Source organism: Streptomyces oryzae (assembly GCF_017676365.1).
GTDB classification, from domain to species: Bacteria; Actinomycetota; Actinomycetes; order Streptomycetales; family Streptomycetaceae; genus Streptomyces; species Streptomyces oryzae.
Genome location: NZ_JADKMA010000023.1, coordinates 11708 through 33621, shown reverse-complemented (window position 1 = coordinate 33621; position 21914 = coordinate 11708). Strand labels below are relative to the sequence as shown.

Here is a 21914-nt window from a genome sequence, read left to right as displayed (position 1 = left end):
GCCGGCGAGCGGTTCAGCTCAGCAGCATGTCCGCTCCGCGGCACCGTGCGCACGCTGTGTGCCCCCGTTGCCGGCCGTCGCTTCCGCGTCGGCGAGCCTGCCGCGCAGCATGAGGTCCATGACCCTCATGAACCGCTGCGTGCCGTGCCGGCCGAGAACGAAGGGGTTCGGTCCGTGCGGGTCGTTCCGCAGCTGCTCGGCGCGTTCGAGGCCGTTGTCGTTGGGGTGGTTGGACAGCTCGACGTCCACGTTCTCCAGCCGCATCCGGGCCCGGAAGGAGTGGATCGAGGCCAGGTAGGTGCGCAGCTCGGCGGGGGTGGCCGGCGGGTTGACGCCGCCCCACAGCATGGCCGTATGGCGCTCGCCGCCCGCCTGCACCGGGAAGACCGGGGAGACGGTGCCCGGCGTGTGGCCGGGGGTGTGGTGCAGCTGGATCGTCGTGCCGCCGAGCGTGAGCCGTTGCCCGTCCCTGATGTCCAGGTCCCGGGCGGGGGCGTGCTCCGGGTCGGTGCGGGCGACGAGGTCCCAGTCGGCCGGTGCCATCAGCACGCGGGTTCCGTAGCGTTCGGCGAGATACCGCGCCCCGCCGTAGTGGTCGTCGTGGCCGTGGGTGACGATGACGTACTTGATCGTCTCGGGATCGGCCCCCAGCGTACGGAGTCCCGGGACGAGGACGTCCTCGGCCTCTTGGGACGAGGTGAGCGCATCGATCAGCACGATGCCGTCGTCGGTCAGCACAGCCATGGCCGACACCCAGCCGACGCTGAGCATGGCGAGGTTGTCGAATATCTTCAGCGGCTCCGGCGCGGGTGGGCGGGGGACGGTGGCGCCGGGCGTCAGCGCTTTCACGAGGGTGCGCAGCACGGGGTCGTCCCCGGCCAGCTTGCGGGCACGGTCGTAGTAGACCTGCCCCTCCCCTCCGGCAGCCGCCATCGCCGGGGAAGCGAGGGTGAGCGAGCCGGCTCCGGCGCTGCCCGCGGCGAGCGTCAGCGCGGCCAGCCGCCCGAAACGGCGTCTGGAGAGAGCCTCGGCCTGCCGTTCGTGGCGCGATGCATGGGTCATGGGGGTCCCCTCCTGGTGCTGCGGGAAGTCGTCATGGGTACAGGTGAGTTCTGCGGTCGGCCCTTGGTGCGTGGTTCGCGTGGTCAGCGCGTGTGGCTGGTGCGGGGTGGGCCGATATGCGGCCAACACCACCGGGCGGTCGGCCAGTTGATCAGTCTCACAGCAGCCAGGACGCCGCCGGACACGGGTTGGTTTCTCTGGGAGACCGATAAAGTGGGGGCCGTGAAGCGCACTCCGTTCGGGTCCTGGCCCTGCTCGATCGCGCGGACCGTCGATCTGCTCGGGGACTGGTGGACGCCGCTGGTGCTGCGGGAGGCGTACTACGACTCGAAGCGCTTCGGCGAGTTCGAGGCGGCCCTGAAGATCGGACGCAACATCCTCACCCAGCGGCTGAACCGGCGCGCGGGGCACGCGGACGGTGACGCCCTGTTCGACGCGATCGTGGCCAACCCCGCGGGTGTCACCTTCACCGCCGACGGCTGGGACGACGTGTGGGCCTATGTGCGGCGCCCCGACCGGCGCTTCACCGTCGCCATCCCCGAACTGCTCTCACAGCTGCCCGGGTTGAACCGTACGGGGCCGGGCTGGGTCAGCGATGCCTACCCCTTCGTGCTGACCGCGGGGGAGCGCCGCTCCTTCACCGCCAACACCATCATCCGCGACCCCCGCTGGCGCCGCCGGGACACGGAGGGTGCCCTGCGCATCAGCGCGGTCGACGCCGCGCGCCTCGGGCTGTCCGACGGGGACCCGGCCCGGGTCAGCACGGAACGGGGCAGCGCCGAGGCCCGGGTGGAGATCACCGACGCCATGCAGCCGGGGCATGTGTCACTGCCCAACGGCTACGGGGTCGACCACCCGGAGCACGGCAGCAGTGGCGTCGCGCCCAACGAACTCACCTCGCTCCACCTGCGGGACCCCATCGCGGGCACTCCCTGGCACAAACACGTCCCCGCCCGCGTGGAACCGGTCACAGCGGCCGACTGACGCGGTGCAGCGGGCCATCCCGAGCTTCGGTGTGGGCCGCTCTGACACCGGCTCACCCCGCCCTGACACCCGCTCACCCGCGAGTGATGGCGAGGTGGATGGCGCCCGCTTCTCACAGAGTGTTCACCGAGTTACCGAGAACTGGACACGGCCGCGATCGACTTTCGCCATATCCTTGCGCGGGCCGAACGGGTCGAACGGTGCCTCGATTGAGAGCCGTTGATCGTTTCTGGTTATGCTGCTGCAGCCTCGGCATGACGGAGTCTCACTGAGTTGCCCCGGCAACGTCTTGCCCTGCAACGGGTCCCGGACCGGTCGGGGTGTGCCCGGCGCAGAGGGCCGGAGGTGGACTCGTTGCTCCCCCATCGCCTCTTTGCTCAGCCTGTCGAACGATTTGAGGACGCTGATGATGCGCACGGGATCATCTCCCGGAGGTCAACGGTCCGCCCATCTGTGGTGGTGGCTGCCCACACTTGCCATGGCGGTCGCCACAACCGTCGCGGCCGTCCAGGTCCCTGAAGGTGCCGGGGCCGCGGTCGTCGCGTGCGGAGTCGTCGGCGTCGCCGCTGTGGCTCTCATCACAGGCGAGTTGTTGCGACGCGGCAGGGCGCTGACGACGTTGCAGGCAACGTATGCGGAGCAACATCAGGCGCTCCAGCACCGCCTGCGGCAGCAGGAATCGGCGACGGTGCAGCTGGCCAAGGACCGGCTGCCCGAGGCGGTGGAGCGGCTGCGCCGCGGCGAGTTCGCCGAGGAGGTGGTGCGCTCGTTGTCCATCGCCGGCCCGGAGCACGGGTCCGGGGCCGAGTTCGAGGCTGCCCATCACGAGCTGCTGCGCTCGGTGGTCGAGGCGGTCACGGCCGAGGAGTCCCTGCGCGATTCCGCGCAGCGAGGTGTGGTCAACATCGCCCGCCGTGTGCAGGCCGTCGTGCACCGCCAGGCCACCGACCTGCGGGAGATGGAGGAACGGCACGGCGACAGCGGAGAGTTCTTCGCGGACCTGCTGCGCCTCGACCACAGCAACGCCCTGATCAGCCGGCTCGCCGACACCATCGCGGTGCTCGGCGGGGCCAGGCCGGGCCGGCAGTGGAGCCAGGCCGTTCCGCTCTACAGCGTGCTGCGCGGCGCCATGTCCCGGATCGCCGACTATCAGCGGGTCTCCCTGCACTCGGTCGCTGAGGTCGCCGTCGTCGGCCGGGCCGTGGAGCCGCTGATCCACTCGCTCGCCGAGCTGCTGGACAACGCCACCACCTACTCGCCGCCGCAGACGCGGGTCCACCTGACCGCGAGCGAGGTGCACGCGGGCATCGCCATCGAGATCGAGGACGGCGGCTTCGGGCTGAGCGAGGAGGCGCGGGAACGGGCCGAGCGCATGCTCGAGACCGCCCGTGAGGGCATCGACCTCAACGACCTCGGCGAAGCACCGCGCCTCGGCCTGACCGTGGTGGGGCGCCTCGCGCAGGAGTACGACTTCCAGGTGTCGCTGGCGCCTTCCTCGTACGGGGGCGTACGCGCGGTCCTGGTCGTCCCCCACGAACTGGTCACCACTGCGCCGGCGAGCGGGCGCGCCCACGGCATCGGCGCCGCCTCCGGGCAGGGACCGTCGGACCGGCCCGCTCCCTCCGTTCCCTCGGCCACGAAGCTCGCACCGCCGGCCTCAAGCCTCGGGGAACAGGAGCGGATGGACGAGGAGACACCAGAGGTCGTCGAGCGTACGGCCAGCGGCCTGCCGCAGCGCCGCAGCCGTCGCGGCCGGGCCGGCGCCCGCCCAACTGCGAGCAGCACTCCCACGCCGCAGCAGCAGGCCGAGCCGGACGCGACGGTACCGGAGAGCCCGGCGCCCGGAATGTGGATGGGCGCCTTCCAGGAAGGTCTGTCCGGCAAGCGATCAGCAACGGCTGCCGCCCAGGAACAGAGCGACAAGTCGTCGAATGAAGGTGAGTAAGCGATGGTTCGGCAGCCCGACATGGACTGGATGCTTAAGGACTTGGCGGAGAGCGTTCCGCAGACTCGCCACGTCGTTCTTCTGTCGTCGGACGGTCTGTGCATGGCCCAGTGCCCGCCGGACAGGGACACGTCCGACCGGCTGGCGGCGATCGGTGCGGGCGTCCAGAGCCTGGCCGGGGCGGCGGCCGAAGAGTTCCCGCACAGCAACGGCCAGATGCGGATGGTCGTCATGGAGGTGGACGGCGGCTTCCTGCATCTGATGGCCGCCGGCGAGGGAGCTCATCTGGTCGTGCTGGTCGACGAAGGCGTCGACATGGGCCTTGTGGGGCAGCAGATGCGGGACCTCGTCGCACGGATCGGTGCCCACCTGACCAGCCCGCCGCGTGGCGACCGGCTGGCCCGATGACGCCGGACGCTGAGTGGGACGAGGGCAGCCCTGAGCGGCTGTACGTCCTGACCGGCGGGCGCAGCGGATCCGAGGAGACCGGTCTTGACCTGGTCACCTTGATCATGGCCCGTACCGCACCCCGGATCGGCATGCAGCCGGAGCACGAGTCCATCCTGCGGGTGTGCCAGTCCCCGCTGTCCGTGGTGGAGATCTCGGCCCACCTGGAACTTCCGGTGAGCATCGTCACCGTGCTGCTCGCGGATCTCTTGGCAGAAGACCATGTGGAAGCCAGGACACCGGTCCCGTCTCTTCCCGACATCGACATCATCAAGGCGGTGATCCATGGACTCCAGAACCTCTGAGACGGTGGGGCCTCGGAGTGAGGACGCGCTGCCGTCATCGGCCACGTCCGCTGTCAAGATCGTCATCGTGGGCGGTTTCGGCGTGGGCAAGACGACGTTGGTCCGCTCGGTGAGCGAGATCCGGCCGCTGACGACCGAGGAGACGATGACGCAGGCCAGTGTCAGCGTCGACGATCTCGCGGGCGTCGAGCGCAAGAGGATGACGACGGTGGCCATGGATTTCGGCCGCATCAGCCTCAACGACGAGCTGGTCCTGTATGTCTTCGGCACCCCCGGGCAGCAGCGCTTCTGGTTCCTGTGGAACGGCCTGTTCGAAGGCGCGCTGGGCGCTGTGGTGCTCGTCGACACCAGGCGGCTGGAGGCGAGCTTCGATGTGCTCGGCCGCCTGGAGGAGTCGCAGACGCCGTTCGTGGTGGCCGTCAACGCGTTCGACGGGGCGCCTTCCTACGCGGACGAGGAGCTGCGCGAGGCGCTGGACCTGGCCGACGACGTGCCGCTGCTGATGTGCGACGCCCGCAGCCGGGAGTCCAGCAAGGACGTCCTGCTGTCGCTGATGCGGCATCTGTATTCCCTCGCCATGACTTCGGAGGCGACGACGTGACCCCGCAATCCCCCGACCCCTCGTACGAGCCGCAGGAGCCGCAGGCACCGTCCCCGCAGCCCGGGCCCGGTGGAGGGACCGCCGCGGCTGCCTCCCCGCCGCCCGGCTGTCCCGCGCACGTCGGCGGTGCCGCGAGCGGCACCGCCGCGAGCCTGCGCCCCCTCTTCGGCCCCGAGGCCGAGACGGACCCCATGGGCCTGTACGAGAAGCTGCGCGCCGAGCACGGCCCGGTGGCCCCGGTGCTGCTGCCCGGCGACGTGGAAGCCTGGCTGGTGCTCGGCCATCGGGAGAACCTCGAAGTGGCCCGCACGCCGTCGCTGTACTCCAGGGACTCCCGCCACTGGCGGGCCATGCGGGAAGGCCGGATCGGACCTGACCACCCGCTGGCGCCGGTGACCATGTGGCAGCCGCTGTGTGTGTTCGCGGACGGCATGGAGCACCGGCGGCTGCGCCAGGCGCTCACCGACAGCCTGTCCCGTTTCGAGGCGCGCGGCATCCGCCGCTACGTCATCCGCTTCACGCACCAGCTCATCGACGACTTCCAGGACGCCGGGAAGGCCGATCTGGTCGAGCAGTTCGCCGAGCAGCTTCCGCTGCGCGTCATCACCCAGCTGTTCGGTATGGAGGAGGAGTACGGGCCCAAGCTGGCCGAGGCCGCCAAGGACCTGATCCAGGGCACCGAGACCGCCGTCGACAGCAACAACTTCATCACCGAGACCCTGCAGCGGCTGGTGGACCGCAAGCGGGCGAGCCCAGGGCACGACGTGGGCTCCAAGCTGATCGAGCATCCGGCCCGGCTGACCGACGACGAGGTGCGGGAGCACTTGCGGCTGACGCTGGTCGCGGCCAATGAGACGACGATCAATCTGATCTCCAACACACTGCGGATGCTGCTCACCGACCGCCGCTTCCGGGCGACCCTGGCCGGTGGCCACACCACGCTGCCCGACGCGCTGGAACAGGTGTTGTGGGACGAGCCGCCGCAGACGACCAGCATCGGCCGCTGGGCCACCGGGGACACCACGCTCGCCGGGCGACGGATCAAGGCCGGCGACATGCTGGTGCTGGGGCTCGCCGCGGGAAACGTCGACCCGGCCGTCCGGCCCAACCTGTCGGTCCCTCTGCACGGCAACCGCTCCCATCTGGCCTTCGCCGCGGGTCCGCACGAGTGCCCTGGCCGGGATCTGGGCCGGGCCATCGCGGACACCGGGATCGACACGCTGCTCTTCCGGCTGCCGGACGTACGACTGGCCGTTCCGGAGGAGGAGTTGCGCCGGGACAACGCGCTGATGTCACGGCGGCTGGTGTCGCTGCCCACGACGTTCTCCCCGCCCCGCCGGGCCGGCCGGCAGCCTACGGGCGCTCACAGCACGTCGGCCAGGCAGCCGCTGCCGCCACCCGCGCCGCACCGGGAAACCCTCCCCCAGCGGCAGCCGTCGGCGCCGGCGGGGGCCGTGCCGGAGCCGTCCCCCGCGCCGGGGCCCGCCCACGAATCCAGGTGGGCGGCCGTGAAAAGCCGGGTGCTGAACCGCGAGTAGGGAATACCGGAAACCGCTGGTTTCCCTGTGACGCGAATAGGCACTTGTTGCCGTGGATACATATGAGCAGGTGATGGCCGCGATACGTCAACCTCTCCCCGCCGCTTACGACCCGCCCCACCGGGCGGGTCGTGGCATGAGTGCTTGCCGTGTACGTGGGCGTCGCGACGGGACACCGGCGCGCCACCACCGGCCTTCCCAAGAGTTCGGCCACGAAAGCGGCGTTGCCGCAGAACGACCGAGGTGATCGACAGTGGAGCACGGGATGCTGATCCCCCCCGTCTATTCTCCGATACCCCCCGCGATACATCCCCGGCACAAGCTGATCGACCAACAGACCGCCGCCTGGGCACGGACCTTCGACATCGGCTCACCCGAACTCCGCGAGAAGCTGGTCGGCCAGGAGATCGGCACCTTCGCCGCCCGGATCCTCCCGGAGGGCGACGAGGAGGTCATCTCGCTCCTGGCCGACTTCGTCCTGTGGCTCTTCGGCGTCGACGACGGCCACTGCGAGGAGGGCGAACTCGGCACCGACCCCAAGGAGCTCGTCCCCGAGCTCTCCCGGCTGCTGCGCATCGCCCAGAACCCGGAAGCGGCCATGCTCACCGGGGACTCCCTGGCCGCAGGACTGCGGGATCTGCGTCGGCGGATGGAACAGCATGCGACACCAGCCCAACTGGCCCGTTGGGTCGACGCGCTGCGGGAGTACTTCCTGTCGGTGGTGTGGGAGGCGTCGCATCGCAGCAAGAACACCGTTCCCGACCTCAACGACTACGCCCTGATGCGGTTGTACGACGGCGCCACATCGGTCGTCATGCCGCTGCTGGAGATGGGCTACGGCTACGAACTCCAGCCGCACGAGAGGGACGCCACCTCGGTACGGGCCGCTGCCGAGATGGCCTATTTCATCATCACGTGGGACAACGACCTCTTCTCCTACCACAAGGAGTCCCGGGGACAGCAGTACTACCTCAACGTGCTGCGCGTACTGGAACACCACCACGGGCTCGAACCGGCCGAAGCCCTTGAGGTCGCCGTCGCCCAACGCGACCGTGTCATGTGCCTCTTCCTCCGGCTCCGCGACCATCTCTCCGCCTCCGGAAGCCCCCAGCTGCGCCAGTATCTGGAGAGCCTCAGCTGCTTCATCCGGGCCGCGCAGGACTGGGGCATCTCCTCCCACCGGTACACCACACCGGAGGACCCCGCCGAGCTGCCCACCACGTTCCGGGACACACCCACCGACGACAGCGAGGAGCCGCTGGACATCCCGGCCATCGCCTGGTGGTGGGATGCCGTACCCGAGAAGCGAGTCCCCGCCGTCCCGCAAGGCGGACTGCCCGTCAACGGTGACACGGCGCTCGGGGTCCCTCATCTCCCCGTCACGGACCACGTGACGGCAGCCGGACACGACAGCCGTTCCTTCGCCTGAGCCATGGCAGTCATGAGGATCACGAAGAGGAGCATCCTGTGAGCACAGCGCTGAGCGCGATACCCCGGGCCCCCGGGCGGCTGCCCTTGCTCGGCCACGTCCTCCCCCTGCTGCGCCGACCGCTCGACTTCGTGCAGTCCCTCCGGTCGACGGGTGATCTGGTCCGGGTGGATCTGGGCACTCTCCCGGTCTACTTCGTCACCAGCGCGGATCTCACCCACGAGCTGCTCGTCACCAAGGCCAGGTATGTGGAGAAGGGCAGGTTCTTCGTCCGGGCCCGCATCCTGATCGGGGACTCGCTGCCGACCGCGCCCTCGCACATCCACCGGCCGCACCGCCGGCTGATGCAGCCGGCCTTCCACCGGGAGCGGATCGCCGGGTACGCCCGGGTGATGGCCGACCGGGCCCGGGCCATGGCCGATGCCTGGACACCGGGGCAGACCGTCGCCGTCGACGAGGAACTGATCGAGTTCTCGGTCGGCACGCTGGCCGACACCATGTTCTCGACGGACATCAGCCCTGCCGCTGTGGCGTCCGTACGCAGGGACGTACCGATCCTGCTGAAGACCGCACTGCTGCGCGCTGTCACCCCAAAGCTGCTGGACAAGGTGCCGATTCCAGCCAACCGGAAGTTCGACCAGGCGGCTGTCCGGCTGCGCAAGGTCATGGACGATGTCATCGCCGCGTACCGGAAGCACGACGGTTCCGAGGCCGACGACCTGCTGTCCACCCTGCTCGCCGCCCGGGACAGTGACACGGGTGAGGCGCTCAGCGACCAGGAGGTACGCGACGAACTGGTCGCCATCCTGTTCGCCGGCACGGAGACCACCGCCTCGACCCTCGCCTGGGCCTTCCACGAACTGGCCGCCCACCCCGAGGTCGAGGACCGCCTCCTGGAGGAGATCAGGTCGGTCGTCGGAGACCGTCCCGTCACCTTCGAGGACCTGCCCAAGCTGGAGTACACCGACCGCGTGCTGCGCGAGGTCTCCCGGCTGCACGCAATCCCGCTGCTGATGCGCCGGGTCGCCACTCCGGTCGAACTCGGCGGCGCCGAGCTGCCGGCCGGTACGGAGATCGCCTTCAGCCTCTACGCGCTGCACCGCGACCCGCGCCTCTACGAGAACCCGGAGCGGTTCGACCCGGACCGCTGGCTGCCGGAGCGCCGCCAGGACCAGTCGCGCGAGAGCTACATCCCCTTCGGCTCGGGCAACCGCAAGTGCATCGGGGACGGCTTCGCCTGGACGGAGAGCGTCATCGCGCTGGTCACCGTGCTGGCCCGGTGGCGGATGGAGCCCCTTGAGGGCCACTCCGTACGGGAAGTGGCATCGGCGGTGGCCCACCCGGACCGCCTTCCGATGCGGGTGGTGCCACGGGATGCGGCAGCCTGAACCGGGCGCCCTCGCACGCCCTCTCATGGGCCGTGGCAGCCCGCCGCACCGCTCGCCGCCGAGCCGCCACCCGCCGACTGCCCAGGCGGTGCAACTCGCGACGATGTCGGACGCGTCCCTCCGCCTGGTCCGGGTACGGTGACCGCCGTGAGCGGGGGCAACAGCGATCAGCCGGACATCGACGAGATCGAGGCGTGGTTCGCCGCTGTGGCAGAGGGCCGGGTGAGCCGGGATTCGGCCGACCGGTGGGCCGGACAGTGGCTCGCCGAGGACGCGCTCGAATGGGACGAGCTTTCCTGGTGGGCGCTGGACCTGCTCCACGGTATCGACCTGAGGCCGGGTCCGGATGAGCCGTACCTGCACAGCAGTGCGCAGGTTCGTGGATGGCTCGATGAGCTGCGCCGGCGCCGCGGGTCCCCGAGCTGAGACCGGGCCGACCGGCCGGCTGCCCGGCCACCGGCCCTGGCCACCGGGCGTGCTCGTCCGCCCTGAGCGGCGAGCAGGTCCGGTGGGGGCGGCAGGCGCGAGGGCCAGTGTGGGCGGGGGACTTCGCGTCACGCCTCGCGGACGGTGACGGTGGCGCGGTGGTGGTGAGGCTCGGTCGCTTCGTCGAGCAGCGCCACCGCGAAGTCCGGGTAGGTGATCCGGCTGGCCCAGTCGCCGTGCTCGGCCCGCCGGTAGCGGCCGGTGCGCGGGCCGTCGTGGTCGAAGTCGCCGGCCGGAGCGACGTACACCCAGTCCAGGTCACTGGTCCGCAGCACCTCGAGGCCGGCCGCGTGGCCGAGCGAGAAGGAGCGGAACTCGTTCGGGAAACCGGGCTCGTCCATCAGCGGGGCTCCGGAAGCGCCGGGCATGACCGAGGCGAGGCCGGCCACGACCAGGCGGTGCAGGCCGGCTTTGGCCAGGCCGCCGGTCAGGGCCTCGGACGAGGCCGTGAAGAACTGGTGCGGTGGCACGGACAGGTCCACCGCGGCGCTGATCGCGGCATCGTGCCCGGCGGCCACCCGCTCGACGCTCGCCGCGTCCGTGACGTCCCCTGCCACGACCCGCGCATCGGTCAGTTCGGGATGGCCGGCCGGATCACGCACCACAGCGGTGACCTGGTGGCCACGCCGGTGCGCCTCGGCGACGGCCCTTCGCCCCGCCCTGCCGCCCGCGCCGAAGATCACGATGTTCATGACGAATCCCCTCTCACCCGGGCCGGAGCCATCCGCCCGGCCGTCCTCCGGGACGCTAGCGAGGGCGGCGGTTACCAAGGGGATACCGGCTATCGTGAGCCCATGAGGGATCCGCTGCCCGCCGACATGTTCGACGAGTTGTGCCCGTCCTCGCTCAACCCGATCCGGTTCGGCGACAAGTGGGCGGCGCTGATCATCCGCTGCCTCGAAGGCGGACCGCGCCGGTTCTCCGAACTGCGCGTGCCGCTGCGCCGGGTGACGCCGAAGGTCCTCACCCAGTCGCTGCGGTCCCTCGAACGGGACGGAATGGTCGAGCGCACGGTCCATGCCGGGGCGACTCCGCACGTCGAGTACGCACTCACACCGCTGGGCCGCAGCATGCTGGAACCCCTCGCCGTCGCATGCGCCTGGGTGGCGGAGCACTGGGACGAACTGCTCGACGCACGCGAGTCGTACGCGGAGAAGACCCGCGCCGCGCGCGTCGACCGCACCGACCGCGTCGACCGCGTCGACCGCGTCCGCAGCACCGGATAGCCGGGGGCCGCCCGGCGCGACCACGGCGGCCCGCCCGAGCCCGCGCCGCCCCGCTGCGTCACGTCACCGCAAAGGCGCGGTTCGTAGGGGTGGGCTGGTGACTCAGCGCATCCGGTTCTCGGTGCACCGTTATCCGGCCCGTGCTCCGGCCGTGAGGATTCTCTCTCCTGGCGAGAACGTGGCCCCCAGCCCTCCCGCCACGGCCGTCAGCCGCGTAGGGTCGCGCATCGGCCAGGGGTTCAGCGTCCGCGCATCCGGCGCGGAGCGACGCGGACCGGCACCGGCCGATCACGAAACGTAGCGCAAGGAAGCGCGCCCCGGCTGCCGAGAGTGCGTGCAGCAGAGCCGTACCCGGCATCGGACACCGACGGCATCGGACACCGAAGCCACCCATACCGCCAGGGCGGCGGCATCGCCGGTCGCGGACGCGGCACCGCACGGCCGCCCGGCCTGGAGTGCGCGGCTCCAACGTCACCGAGGACGCCCAGCCGCGCCGGCAACCGAGCACCGAACGGGATGACCCGTATGAGGAAGAGCAGACGACCGACACACGCCTTCCCGCAAGGCAGCGGCGCCACACAGCGCCGTAAGCGGTACGCCCTCGGGCTGGTGGCCGCCGTCCTGGCCGGAGGGACGGCCGCTGGGACCCTGGCGGCAGCCGACGGTGCAGCCGCCACCACGGCCCGCGCCCGGGTCGGCGCCTCGAAGGTGGTGTGCCACTCGGACGACGGCGGCCTGGCGCGCCGACTCTCCCACCAGCTGGCCGACACCCTGCGCAAGCAGCACAGCAAGCTGCACAGCACGGCGGCGGTCGCGTTCTACGACCGCTCCTCGGGCACCTCGTGCACCTACCGCGCGGGCACCGCGTACGACTCGGCGAGCGTGGTGAAGGCCACCCTTCTCGGCGCGCTGCTGCGGCAGACCCAGGAGGAGCACCGCAAGCTCACCTCCCGGGAGAAGAAGCTCGCCACCGCCATGATCACCAAGTCGGACAACGAGGCCACCAGCACCCTCTGGCGCGAGGTCGGACGCGGTGACGTGCAGCACTTCCTCGACCTGGCGGGCATGAAGGACACCGAGCCGGGCCGGCACGGCTACTGGGGCCTCAGCCAGGTCACGGCAGGCGACCAGGTCAAGCTGCTCAAGCTGCTCACCTCCGGCAACCGGGTGCTGAACGCCAAGTCCCGCGGTTACGAGCTCGGCCTGATGAACAAGGTCGTCGCCGGCCAGCGCTGGGGCACCCCGTCCGGCGCTCCGAAGGACGCCACCGTGCATGTGAAGAACGGCTGGCTGGAGCGCGACGCGCACGCCTGGCGCGTCAACAGCATCGGCGCCTTCACCGGCGGCGGCCACGACTACGGCATCGCGGTCCTCTCCCAGGACAGCAAGACGATGTGCGACGGCGTCGATACGGTCCAGGCCGCCTCCCGCGCGATCCACCACCAGCTGAACCGGTGACGGCCCGCACCGCACCCGGCGGACCAGCTGCCACACCTCGCGGACGCGTTATTCGGCCAAAGGCCGCGCTCCGCGGCTAGCCCGCCCTCTCCCCCTTGGGTAGCGTCCTCGGCACCAGACAGTGAATGCCGTGCGACGCCGCGTAACTCCCAGGGGCGGGAAATACGCGAGGCGGACACGGCGCTGCCTGGGGCTGTCACGTGGCTGGGGGGCTCGGGGGATTCCAGCATCGTGCGGCGAGGCCCCGAGCCGTCCTTCGGCTCGGGGCCCTGCTTGTACCTGTCCCCCGTGCCCGTACGCCACCGCAGGAGGATCAGTGCCCTACGCGACTGTCAACAGCATCGAGTTGTTCTACGAGGAGCACGGGGCCGGACAGCCGCTGATTCTGCTGCACGGCTGGGGCACCTGCGGCCAGGTGTGGAGCGCCCAGCGGGAGGAGTTCGCCCGCGACCACCGCGTCGTCATCCCCGACTGGCGCGGGTGCGGCCGCTCCGGCCGGCCCGCAGGCGGCAACACCATCGCGGCCAACGCCGAGGACGTGCTGGCGCTGGCCGAAGCGCTGGAGCTGGAGGCTCCGGTACTGGTCGGGTGCTCGGCCGGGGCCGCGATCGTGCTCGAGGCGGCGGGCAGGGCGCCCTCCTTCGTCCGTGCGGTGGTCGCGGTCGACGGGCCCGGGTACTGGCCGGCGGAGCGCAAGGCGGAACGGCTCGGCGAGCTGCGGCAGGCGCTGCGTACCGACCGGGCGGAGACGGTGAGACAGTGGGTCGTGGACTGGTACGGCCCGCTGGCCGACCCGTCGCTGCTGGAGTGGACGGCGCAGCAGATCCTCGGCTCCTCGGAGTCCATCGACGAAATCCTCACCGACGCGGTGCGCAACAATCCGCGGGAGACCGTCGGACAGCTCGCCATGCCCGCCGTGTTCATCCACGGCGGGCTCGACGCGGAGATACCCGCCGAGGTCTCCGAGACGCTCGCCGAACTCGCCCCGCACGGGGAGGCGCACATCATGAAGGAGTCGGGTCACATGCCGCACGTGGAGCAGCCCGCGGAGTTCAACGCGCTGCTGCGCTCCGTGCTCCGCCGCCTGACGGGACCCGGCGCCGGCTCCCCCGCCTCCCCCGCCGAGCAGGGCTGACAGCCGGATACGTACGCACGCACCAGCAGGGCCCGGACCGGTGATACCGGTCCGGGCCCTGCCGTACAGCGCTGGGGTCCCCCGACCCCCAGGCGCGGTACGTCTCCAAGAGTTGGCCGATACTTGCCTGTGTGAACTCCCCGGCTGTGTACGGCGTTTGACTCCTGGGATTCAGAACGTTACTCACTGCGGAAAGAGCAGGCTAGCCGCGGAACGCGGTCCCTGGCCGAATAACGCGACGGTGAGTGAGGAAGCCTGATGAACGCGTCCGCTGCGGACGACAGCCGGATGCGGACACTGGTCCGCAGCGACGACCTGGACGAGACGCGCGAGCTGATCAGTACGGCCTACAGCCCGTACGAGCTGCGTGCGCTGAGCAGGCCGCAGGACTTCTCCGCGTGGTACGCGGAAGGCGGCTTCCCGGGGGTCACTCTCTCAGCGCTGAGCTATGGGACCGAAACGCTGGTGGCGCCCGAGCCGCTGACCACGTATCTGCTGGTGTGCCAGGTGCACCGGGGCAGGGTGCGGGTGGAGTCGCCGGGGCGCGAGGAGCAGTTCGTCGACACCGGCGAGACCTATGTGCTCGATCCGCACCGGAGGTTCAAGGTCTTCTGGGGCGCAGGTGCCCGCATGACGACGCTCCGGCTGTCCCGGGATGTGGTGGACCGGGCGGCGGGCGAAGCGCTGGGGCACGAGGAGCCGGTGCAGGCGCGGTTCGCGCTGGGCGGGGCGGTATCGCCGGCGGCCGCCGAGAGCTGGTCGGGGATCTCCGCGGCAGTGCACAGGGAGGTGATGGCCGGAGGTGTCGCGCACACCAACCCTCTGGTGGCGGCGCAGCTCACCCAGGCGGCGGCAACCGCCTTGATGGCGACGCACCGTCTGCTGCCGGGCTCGGAGCCGGTACGTCACATCGGGTGCGTGGCTCATCCCGCCGTCCGCAGGGCCATCCAGCTCATCGAGGAGCGCAGCGACCAGCCGCTCACCCTCTCCGACCTCGCTGTGGCGGCCAGGCTCAGCCCGCGGGCCCTGCAGGAGGCGTTCAAGCGGTACGTGGGGCGTACGCCGCTGGCCTATCTCCGCGATGTCCGGCTGGACCGCGCGCACCACGATCTCGTCGCGGCGGACGCCGACGGGCCGGTCACCGTTGCGGAGATCGCGTTCCGGTGGGGCTTCTCCAACCTGGGCCGGTTCGCGAGCTGGTACCGCCGCCGCTACGGTCACGCCCCCTCGGTCACCCTGCGCGCGTGACGGCGCAAGGGAGTGGCCCCACCGACACGGGGGAACCGGTGGGGCCACGACCCAGTGTGCCAGCGAGACCTATAGCGCTGGTTGAGCAACAGCAAGGCTCTCGCAAATACTTGCGGGCCCTCCTCGACGGTCCCTGAAGCCGCCGGGCAATCGTGACAGGGAATCACGATCCTTGCCGCCTCAATTCCTTCGGCTATAGCCTTGGCGGACGAGTCGGTTGCCGCGAAAGGATTCGATTGTGGGCAGCAGTGATGCGTACTCTGATCTTCCGGCCGGCACAATCGTCGCCGAGGGGTTTGCCCGGTGGAGCCCCGAGCTGCACAAGGAGTTCGAAAACAACGCCCACAACGGCCGGATCGGCCAGTCGCTGCTGAAGGAGACCGACGCGGTCCGGGTCTGGGAGACGGTGCTGGCGCCGGGCGAGCGCATCCCCGTTCACCGGCATGTGCTGGACTACTTCTGGATAGCCCTCACCAGCGGCCGCGCCCGCCAGCACACGAGCGACGGCACCTCGCGGGAGATCTCCTACACCCGCGGCCAGAGCCATCATTTCCATTTCGGCAGCGGGCAATACCACCTCTACGACGTCAAAAATATCGGTGAGGACGTTCTCTCATTCCTGATCGTCGAGATGAAGGACGGGGAAAACGAGCCCATCGAACTCTGACCCGTACCTCTGCGCCTTCAGACTTCGACCTTCGGCCTTCGGCCGGAAAGAGTCCGCCCGGCTGAAGGCGCAGAGGTTTCACAGGGCGGCGGAGAGTTCTTCGAGCAGAATGGTGTTCGCGCGGCGGGTGCCGATGGAGATGCGGCAGGTGGCCGGGACGAGGTGTCCGGTGTCGGCGACGAGGATTCCCGCCCCGCGCAGCTGGTCCATGACGCGCTCGTGCTTGTGCAGCCTCGCCAGCAGGAAGTTGGTCTCCGAGGGGAACACCCGGTCGACCGCGGGGTGTTCGGCCAGCGCCGCTGCCATCCGGTCGCGTTCGGCGCGGATGCGCTGGACGCTGGCGAGCGCTTCCTCGGCGTTGGTCAGCCGGTCCCGGACAGTGCGCTGCGCCCAGTTGGTGAACCCGAAAGGCACCTGGACCCTGCGCAGCGCGTCGATGAGGCCCGGATGGGCCAGGGCGATCCCGCAGCGCGCACCGGCCAGCCCCCACGCCTTCGAGAGCGTCCTGAGCACGATGAGGTTCTCGTGCCTGTCGACCAGTTCGGCGTACGAGGGGTGCTCGCTGAACTCGACGTACGCCTCATCGATCACCACCAGCCCACGGCCGCCGGCCACCAGAGCGTTCACCTGTGCCGGGTCGAGCCTGGTGCCGACGGGGTTGTTCGGATCGCACAGCATGGTCACTCGTGGGTCGGCCGCCAGGATCCGGTCGACGTCCAGCCCGCTCAGGTCGTCGCCCTTCAGCGGCACCTCGACCACGGACAGCCCCTGGACGCGGGCGAAGTGGGCGTAGAGCTCGAAGGTGGGCGGTGTGACGCAGACGCGTTGGCCGGGTGAGGCCAGTGCCGCCAGGAGCAGCATGACCCCGTCGACTGCCCCGCTGGTGAACAGCAGATGGTCCGCGCTCAGCCCCCCGGCCCCGGCATGGCCGGGCAGCTTCGAGATGGTGGCCAGGTAGATCCTGGCGAGCTCCGCCGTGTCGAGCTCGGGGTAGGTGCTCTCGGCGCCCAGGAACGGGTTGGTGTTGCTCGACAGGTCGAGCAGATCGAACCGTGGCCGATGGCGGAACCGCGCCGGGCCCGGTACCGGCACCGTGCTGACGCCAGGAGCCGCGAAAGCCGAAAGCGCCGGCTCCGCACCGTCCTCCTCGTCCCCTCCCGGCGGCGGGAGGTCGGGGCCGCGCAGCCAGTGGTCGAGGGGCACGAACAGATCCGCCCCGAGGCGGCGCGTGTGGTCGGCATCGCCCCGGCCGAGGTGCACCCACTCCAGACCGGAGCGCCGGGCGTCCAAGTACAGGGCGTAGAGGGACGCCTCGTTCAGGCCGCGCCTGGCGACGGGGTCCTCGTGGTCGACGGCCTGCGCGAGGTGGTAGAGCCCCCGGCCGTTGTGGGAGTTGGTGAGGAGTCCGGCCTGGACCACGGAGTTGTCCGGGCGGCGGCGGATGAGCAGTTCGGTGCGGTCGGCGAGGGCGCTGCCGGCCAGTGCGTGGAGCGCTTCGGCGTTGTACGGGTTGTGCCGGCCGCCCTGGCGCTCCACTTGTCGCCGGTGGAGGGCGGCGAAGGCGTCGCGCGCCCATGGGCTGTCGCCGAGCTCGCTCAGCCGGACCCGTTCCCATGAGAGCTCGCGGGCAACGGTGTGGTGCCGGCGCCGCAGTTCGCCGAGCCGGCCGGCGCCGACGCGAGTACGCAGGGTCTCGTCCACCTCGCCGGGCAGCCGGACGACGCACTCGCTGCCGACGGCCATGGGGTGGAAACCGGCTTCCCGCAGCGCGCTGGTGTCGTCGCTGCGGCGTACGTTCGGCACGAGGATCTGCGGCACGTCCCGTTCCTTCGCGCGCCGGACCAGGGCATCGAGGGCCTGGGCCGTGGGCGCCGGGCTGGTGGGGCTGTACGGGGCTCCGCCGCCGACCAGTGTGGGGCGGGCGAGCGCAGGGCGGGGCAGGGCCGCGAACGCTTCGGCGCTCTGCCCGAGTTCGGCTATGGAGCACACGGGCACGCGGAACCCGAGGGCAGCACTCAGCACGTCCCCGAGCGCGTCGATGTCTGCGGATCTGCGCATGCTCGGTCTCCACTCCTTCGCGTCAATGGGACTACTCGGCTGCGTGCGCGGCCGCGTACGCGTCGATGCGGTCGCGGTACTCCTCGAACAGCTCGGCCAGGGTGCGGGCGATACCGGCCCTCCAGCCGACGGAGCAGTCGCCGATGAGGCCGCGGCGCACGTCGTGGTCGAAGACCGCGGTCTCCCGGCTGTAGTCTCCGCGGTCCAGCCGGAGCGGCACGCCGGTGAGCGCGGACATGTGTTCCAGCAGATCGGTCATGCCGACCTCTTCGTCACCGCCCCAGTTCACCACCCGCGCGGGTGCCTGCGCCGCCGCCCACAGCAGCGGCACCTGGCGGACGACATCGTCGGTGTGCAGCAGGTTGCAGTAGTTCTGTCCCCCGCGGGGCACGGAGCACGCCTGTCCTCTGTGCATCTGGTTGAACAGGATCATCGGGACGCCGCCGTGGCCGTACGGACCATAGGCGATGTTGAGCCGGGCGATCACCGCCGGCAGCGAGAGGGCTTCGGCCAGGCCCCGCACCACCCCTTCGGCGGAGAGCTTGGCGACGGGGTACGTCGGCAGCCAGGGCGCCGCGCCGCCCAGCGGATCGTCCTCCCGGTAGCGGTGCATACGGTCGGCGCGGTTGTAGACCACCCCGGAGGAGACGTACAAGAACGCCTCGGCCGCGCAGCAGTGCGTCATCAGCCGTGCGGTGCCGACAGCGTTGACGCGTGCGGTCCGGTCGAAGTCCTTGCCGTCGCCCCGGTGCACCGCCGAGTGCAGCACATGGGTGAAGTCGCGCGGCAGGTCCTCCAGATCGTCGGTGGACATGTCCCAGATGACGGTGCGGGCTCCGGCCTCCTCCAGCGCCTTGCGCGCCGCCGGGTCACCGAACCGGCCCAGGCACCACACCTCGTTGTCCGCGGCGAGTGCTTCGGCGACCGGTCTTGCGACCTGCCCCGTTCCCCCGGTGACGAGAATCTTCTTGCCTCGCATGATCAGCGGCTCCTGGTCGTCTCGGCGCCCGGCGTCGTCCAGCCGTTCTCCTGCCGCGCTCAGCCGAGCGCACGGGCCAGCTCCTGCCGCAAGGTCGCCTGGAAGGTCTGCACGTGCTGGGGGCTCATCAGGGTGTAGTGCTCTCCCTCGACTTCGATGTACGCGTTGGAGTCGCGGGTGAACTCGTCCCAGTGCCGCAGTTGGTTGTCCAGCCACTCCTGTTTGCTGCCGCGCAATGGGGTGCAGTAGAAGACCCGCACCCGGCCGACCGTTCCCGTGGGTTCGTATGTGCGGCCCAGGTGCACCATGTTCTGGGCCAGGTGCACCCAGTTGGTGAACCGCTCGGTGGTCAGATCGAGTTCGGTCAGGCGTCGCGGGGGTGCCTGCTCGACCAGGTAGGACAGCTGGTCGGCTTCGGGCAGCTCGCGGAGCCTGGCGATCAGCTCCGGGATGTCGGCGGCGTCGATCAGCTCCAGGAACAGCGCCAGGTTGATGGCCCCGTCGGTGAAGGTGATCTCGTTCATCCGGTCGGCAATGCGCGGCGGCAGGTTGAAGATCCCCACGAAGTCGACCTTGTCGCCGTCGGCCTCCAGCCGTTTGGCGATCTCGAACGCGACTGCTCCGCCGTAGGAGTATCCCGCGACCGCGTACGGCCCGCTCGGCTGGGCCCTGCGGATCGCCGCCACATAGGTGGTGACCATCTCGGCGAACGACCCGAAGTGGGTCTCGCCCTCGCCGAAGCCCCGTGCCCGCAGGGCGTAGAACGGCCGTTCCCCGGTGAAGTACTTGGCGAGGTTGACGAAGACCAGCACTTCGCCAAGGCCGGGATGGACGCAGAACAACGGCGTTCCGTCCCCGGTCACCTGCAGCGGCACCAGCGGGTCGTAGGCGGCGTCTCCTCCGGCGCTCCGCCCGGCGGCCAGGCGGCCGGCCAGTGCACGGACGGTCGGGGCCTGCAGCAGCGTCGACATCGGTACGTCCTCGATGCCGAACTCCCGCTGGATCTCGGCCTTGAGCCGCAACACGTCCAGCGAGGTTCCGCCCAGGTCGAAGAAGCTGGCGGTCGCCGGCACCCTCCTGGTGTTCAGTACGCGGGCGTAAATGCCGGCCAGCGCGCTCTCGGCCTCGCCCTCCGGTGCCACATAGGCGCCGAGGAATCGGCGGCTCACCTCCTCCGCGCGGCGCGCCGCCGCTGCCATGCCCCCCGCTTCGACGGCGGTACGCAGCCGGGACCGCTGGATCTTGCCGAGGTTGCCGCGGGGGATCTCGGCCGCGCCGACCGGGAGGATCAGCTGCGGGCGGAAGCCCCAGTGCATCACGGTGGAGCTGCGGATCGCCACGATGGCCCGGTACACGCCCGACTCGTCCGCGGGGTCTCCCGCCGGGGCGAACGCGATGGCCAGCTGTTCCGAGTCGGCTCCTTCGGGCCTGACCGGGAAGGCCGCGACCTGGCCGCGCTGCACCTCGTCCAGGCCGTCGAGGACCGCTTCCAGATCGTGGCTGTAGTAGTTGACGCCGTTGACGATGATGGAGTCCTTGGTCCGGCCGACCAGCATCAGCCGCCCCTCGGAGTCGAGGTGGCCCAGGTCGCCGGTGCGGAACCAGCCGTCCGCGGTGAACGCCTGCGCCGTGGCCTCCTCGTTGCCGAAGTACCCCGCGGTCACCATCGTGCCGCGCAACTGCACCTCGCCCGGCTCCCCGGGCCCGGCCGTCGCCGGGTCTTCGGTGGAGGCCAGCACTTTGCCGTTGCCGTCGGTGATACGGATGTGCAGGCCGCGTACCGGGCGGCCCAGCGGGGGGAACTCCGTGTCCAGGTCGCGGGCGGCGAAGTCGCGGTTGAAGACGCTTCCCGCGCACGTCTCGGTCATGCCGAACGCGGGCACGATCACGTCGCTGCCCAGCCCGTAGCGGGAGAGAGCGCCCAGGAACGCCCGTACGGTGGCGGTCACGGTGGCTTCTCCGCCGGAGATGATGTAGCGCACCTGCGAGAGGTCGATCTCCTGCTGCGCGGCTGGACGCTGGGCGAGGGCCTGATTGATCTGGCCGAACAGGAAGTTGGGCGTGAAGGTCACTCTCACCTGGTGGGCCGTGAGCAGCCGGAGGAATTCCACCGGGTCCGCCAGCACGGTGGCGGGGGTTGCCATGACCTGGTCGGCGCCGTTGACCATCGGCAGCAGATGGGCCTCGACCGCGGCGATGTGGTCCGCCGAGATCCAGTTCATCGTCGTATCGGCGGGGCCAAGGTCCAGCGCCCCTGACTTTCCGGCCTGCGCGGCCAGCAGGTTGGCATGGGTGAGCCTGACGGCCTTGCTCGAACCGGTGGAACCGGAAGTGAGCATCAGTAATGCGAGATCGTCAGGGTCGGGCACGTGCTGCTGGACATCCCGGTCGTCGTCCGACGGAGCCTGGCTCAGCTCTTCGACCGTGACGGTGTGCAGTCCGACGTCGAGGAGCTCGCCGTAGTCCGCTTTCGGGACGACCACCAGCGGATCCCCCAACAGCGTGCGCAGATGCTCAAGTTGGGTCTGTGCCCGTGCCGGGTCGGCCGGTGGCGCCATCGGGCACGGTACGGCACCGGCCAGCACGCAGCCCCAGAAGGCCCGGAAGAAACTCTCCGGGTCGCCGGCGGAGATCAGCACCCGGTCACCCGGAACGGTGCCGTGGCCGCGCAGTCCCTGCGCGATCCGGAGGGCACATTCCCTCAACTCCGCGTACGACAGGGCCGGGCCACCGACGAATGTGACACCTTTTGACCTGTCGCGGGCCGCGCTTTCGAGCAGCTGCGGAAGTGTCGAAGCAGAACGTTGATCCAGCACTGGAGGGAGACCTCCGATCGATCGGAAGATGGGGGGTCGGCGAACAGCCGTTTGTCTGGAGGCGGTTAGGCGGTTCACAGGAGGCAGCGTGTGTCCGCCGACCGCGCAAGGGGTCGGTGGGCATGCGGTGCCGTGGCTGTCC

At 70.3% G+C, this 21914-nt stretch carries 19 protein-coding genes; 14 read left to right on the top strand and 5 right to left on the bottom strand.

The genetic code is table 11. The features are described from left to right. Positions 1 to 18 precede the first annotated feature (18 nt). Positions 19 to 1062: an MBL fold metallo-hydrolase gene (locus ITI46_RS07165; RefSeq protein ID WP_209238565.1), complete on the bottom strand. Its 1044-nt coding sequence runs from the start codon at positions 1060 to 1062 to the stop codon at positions 19 to 21. A 222-nt stretch (positions 1063 to 1284) separates the two neighbouring features. Here ITI46_RS07165 and ITI46_RS07160 point away from each other — a divergent pair, with 222 nt between their 5' ends. The 9 genes from ITI46_RS07160 (at position 1285) to ITI46_RS07120 (ending at position 10125) form a co-directional block, all read left to right on the top strand. Then, positions 1285 to 2046, top strand: a complete 762-nt coding sequence (locus ITI46_RS07160) for a molybdopterin dinucleotide binding domain-containing protein (protein WP_307808084.1) — start codon at positions 1285 to 1287, stop codon at positions 2044 to 2046. A 406-nt stretch (positions 2047 to 2452) separates the two neighbouring features. After that, positions 2453 to 3991, top strand: a complete 1539-nt coding sequence (locus tag ITI46_RS07155) for a sensor histidine kinase (RefSeq protein WP_209238564.1) — start codon at positions 2453 to 2455, stop codon at positions 3989 to 3991. A gap of 3 nt (positions 3992 to 3994) precedes the next feature. Next, positions 3995 to 4399 carry a roadblock/LC7 domain-containing protein gene (locus ITI46_RS07150; protein WP_209238563.1) on the top strand — a complete coding sequence of 135 codons (405 nt, stop codon included), beginning with the start codon at positions 3995 to 3997 and terminating at the stop codon, positions 4397 to 4399. Next, on the top strand, positions 4396 to 4743 hold the full coding sequence (locus tag ITI46_RS07145) for a DUF742 domain-containing protein (protein WP_209238562.1): 348 nt from the start codon (positions 4396 to 4398) through the stop codon (positions 4741 to 4743). The genes ITI46_RS07150 and ITI46_RS07145 overlap by 4 nt, the downstream gene beginning before the upstream one ends. Next, on the top strand, positions 4724 to 5344 hold the full coding sequence (locus ITI46_RS07140) for a GTP-binding protein (RefSeq protein ID WP_209238561.1): 621 nt from the start codon (positions 4724 to 4726) through the stop codon (positions 5342 to 5344). Before ITI46_RS07145 ends, ITI46_RS07140 begins: the two co-directional genes overlap by 20 nt. Beyond that, the gene (locus tag ITI46_RS07135) at positions 5341 to 6882 is read left to right on the top strand and encodes a cytochrome P450 (RefSeq protein ID WP_209238560.1); all 1542 of its coding nucleotides are present in this window, start codon (positions 5341 to 5343) and stop codon (positions 6880 to 6882) included. Before ITI46_RS07140 ends, ITI46_RS07135 begins: the two co-directional genes overlap by 4 nt. Positions 6883 to 7147: 265 nt before the next feature. After that, positions 7148 to 8311 carry a selina-4(15),7(11)-diene synthase gene (locus tag ITI46_RS07130; protein WP_247745597.1) on the top strand — a complete coding sequence of 388 codons (1164 nt, stop codon included), beginning with the start codon at positions 7148 to 7150 and terminating at the stop codon, positions 8309 to 8311. A 38-nt stretch (positions 8312 to 8349) separates the two neighbouring features. Further along, on the top strand, positions 8350 to 9699 hold the full coding sequence (locus tag ITI46_RS07125; protein WP_307808083.1) for a cytochrome P450: 1350 nt from the start codon (positions 8350 to 8352) through the stop codon (positions 9697 to 9699). Positions 9700 to 9846: 147 nt separating this feature from the next. Continuing rightward, entirely contained in the window at positions 9847 to 10125 is a 279-nt protein-coding gene (locus ITI46_RS07120; protein WP_247745596.1) for a YxzC family protein, read from the top strand. Positions 10126 to 10253: 128 nt separating this feature from the next. Here ITI46_RS07120 and ITI46_RS07115 read toward each other — a convergent pair whose 3' ends face one another. Beyond that, complete coding sequence (locus tag ITI46_RS07115; protein WP_209238558.1) at positions 10254 to 10877, bottom strand: NAD(P)-dependent oxidoreductase; 624 nt, start codon at positions 10875 to 10877, stop codon at positions 10254 to 10256. A 102-nt stretch (positions 10878 to 10979) separates the two neighbouring features. On the opposite strand from ITI46_RS07115, the gene ITI46_RS07110 reads away from it, so the two are divergent. The 5 genes from ITI46_RS07110 (at position 10980) to ITI46_RS07090 (ending at position 15919) form a co-directional block, all read left to right on the top strand. Next, positions 10980 to 11411 (top strand): winged helix-turn-helix transcriptional regulator, encoded by a 432-nt coding sequence (locus ITI46_RS07110; protein WP_209238557.1) that lies wholly within the window; start codon positions 10980 to 10982, stop codon positions 11409 to 11411. Positions 11412 to 11936: 525 nt separating this feature from the next. Next, complete coding sequence (locus ITI46_RS07105) at positions 11937 to 12869, top strand: serine hydrolase (protein ID WP_209238556.1); 933 nt, start codon at positions 11937 to 11939, stop codon at positions 12867 to 12869. Between the two features lie 316 nt (positions 12870 to 13185). After that, positions 13186 to 14004, top strand: coding sequence for an alpha/beta fold hydrolase (locus ITI46_RS07100; RefSeq protein ID WP_209238555.1), 819 nt, complete (start codon positions 13186 to 13188; stop codon positions 14002 to 14004). A 258-nt stretch (positions 14005 to 14262) separates the two neighbouring features. Continuing rightward, the gene (locus tag ITI46_RS07095; RefSeq protein WP_209238554.1) at positions 14263 to 15252 is read left to right on the top strand and encodes an AraC family transcriptional regulator; all 990 of its coding nucleotides are present in this window, start codon (positions 14263 to 14265) and stop codon (positions 15250 to 15252) included. A gap of 238 nt (positions 15253 to 15490) precedes the next feature. Continuing rightward, positions 15491 to 15919 (top strand): cupin domain-containing protein, encoded by a 429-nt coding sequence (locus ITI46_RS07090; RefSeq protein ID WP_209238553.1) that lies wholly within the window; start codon positions 15491 to 15493, stop codon positions 15917 to 15919. 78 nt (positions 15920 to 15997) lie between these two features. Here ITI46_RS07090 and ITI46_RS07085 read toward each other — a convergent pair whose 3' ends face one another. The 3 genes from ITI46_RS07085 to ITI46_RS07075 are packed head-to-tail and all read right to left on the bottom strand — an operon-like array spanning position 15998 to position 21772. Then, on the bottom strand, positions 15998 to 17977 hold the full coding sequence (locus ITI46_RS07085; RefSeq protein WP_209238552.1) for an aminotransferase class I/II-fold pyridoxal phosphate-dependent enzyme: 1980 nt from the start codon (positions 17975 to 17977) through the stop codon (positions 15998 to 16000). 31 nt (positions 17978 to 18008) lie between these two features. Next, positions 18009 to 18956 carry an NAD-dependent epimerase/dehydratase family protein gene (locus tag ITI46_RS07080; protein WP_209238551.1) on the bottom strand — a complete coding sequence of 316 codons (948 nt, stop codon included), beginning with the start codon at positions 18954 to 18956 and terminating at the stop codon, positions 18009 to 18011. Between the two features lie 59 nt (positions 18957 to 19015). Further along, positions 19016 to 21772, bottom strand: a complete 2757-nt coding sequence (locus ITI46_RS07075; protein ID WP_209238550.1) for a non-ribosomal peptide synthetase — start codon at positions 21770 to 21772, stop codon at positions 19016 to 19018. Between the last annotated feature and the right edge of the window lie 142 nt (positions 21773 to 21914).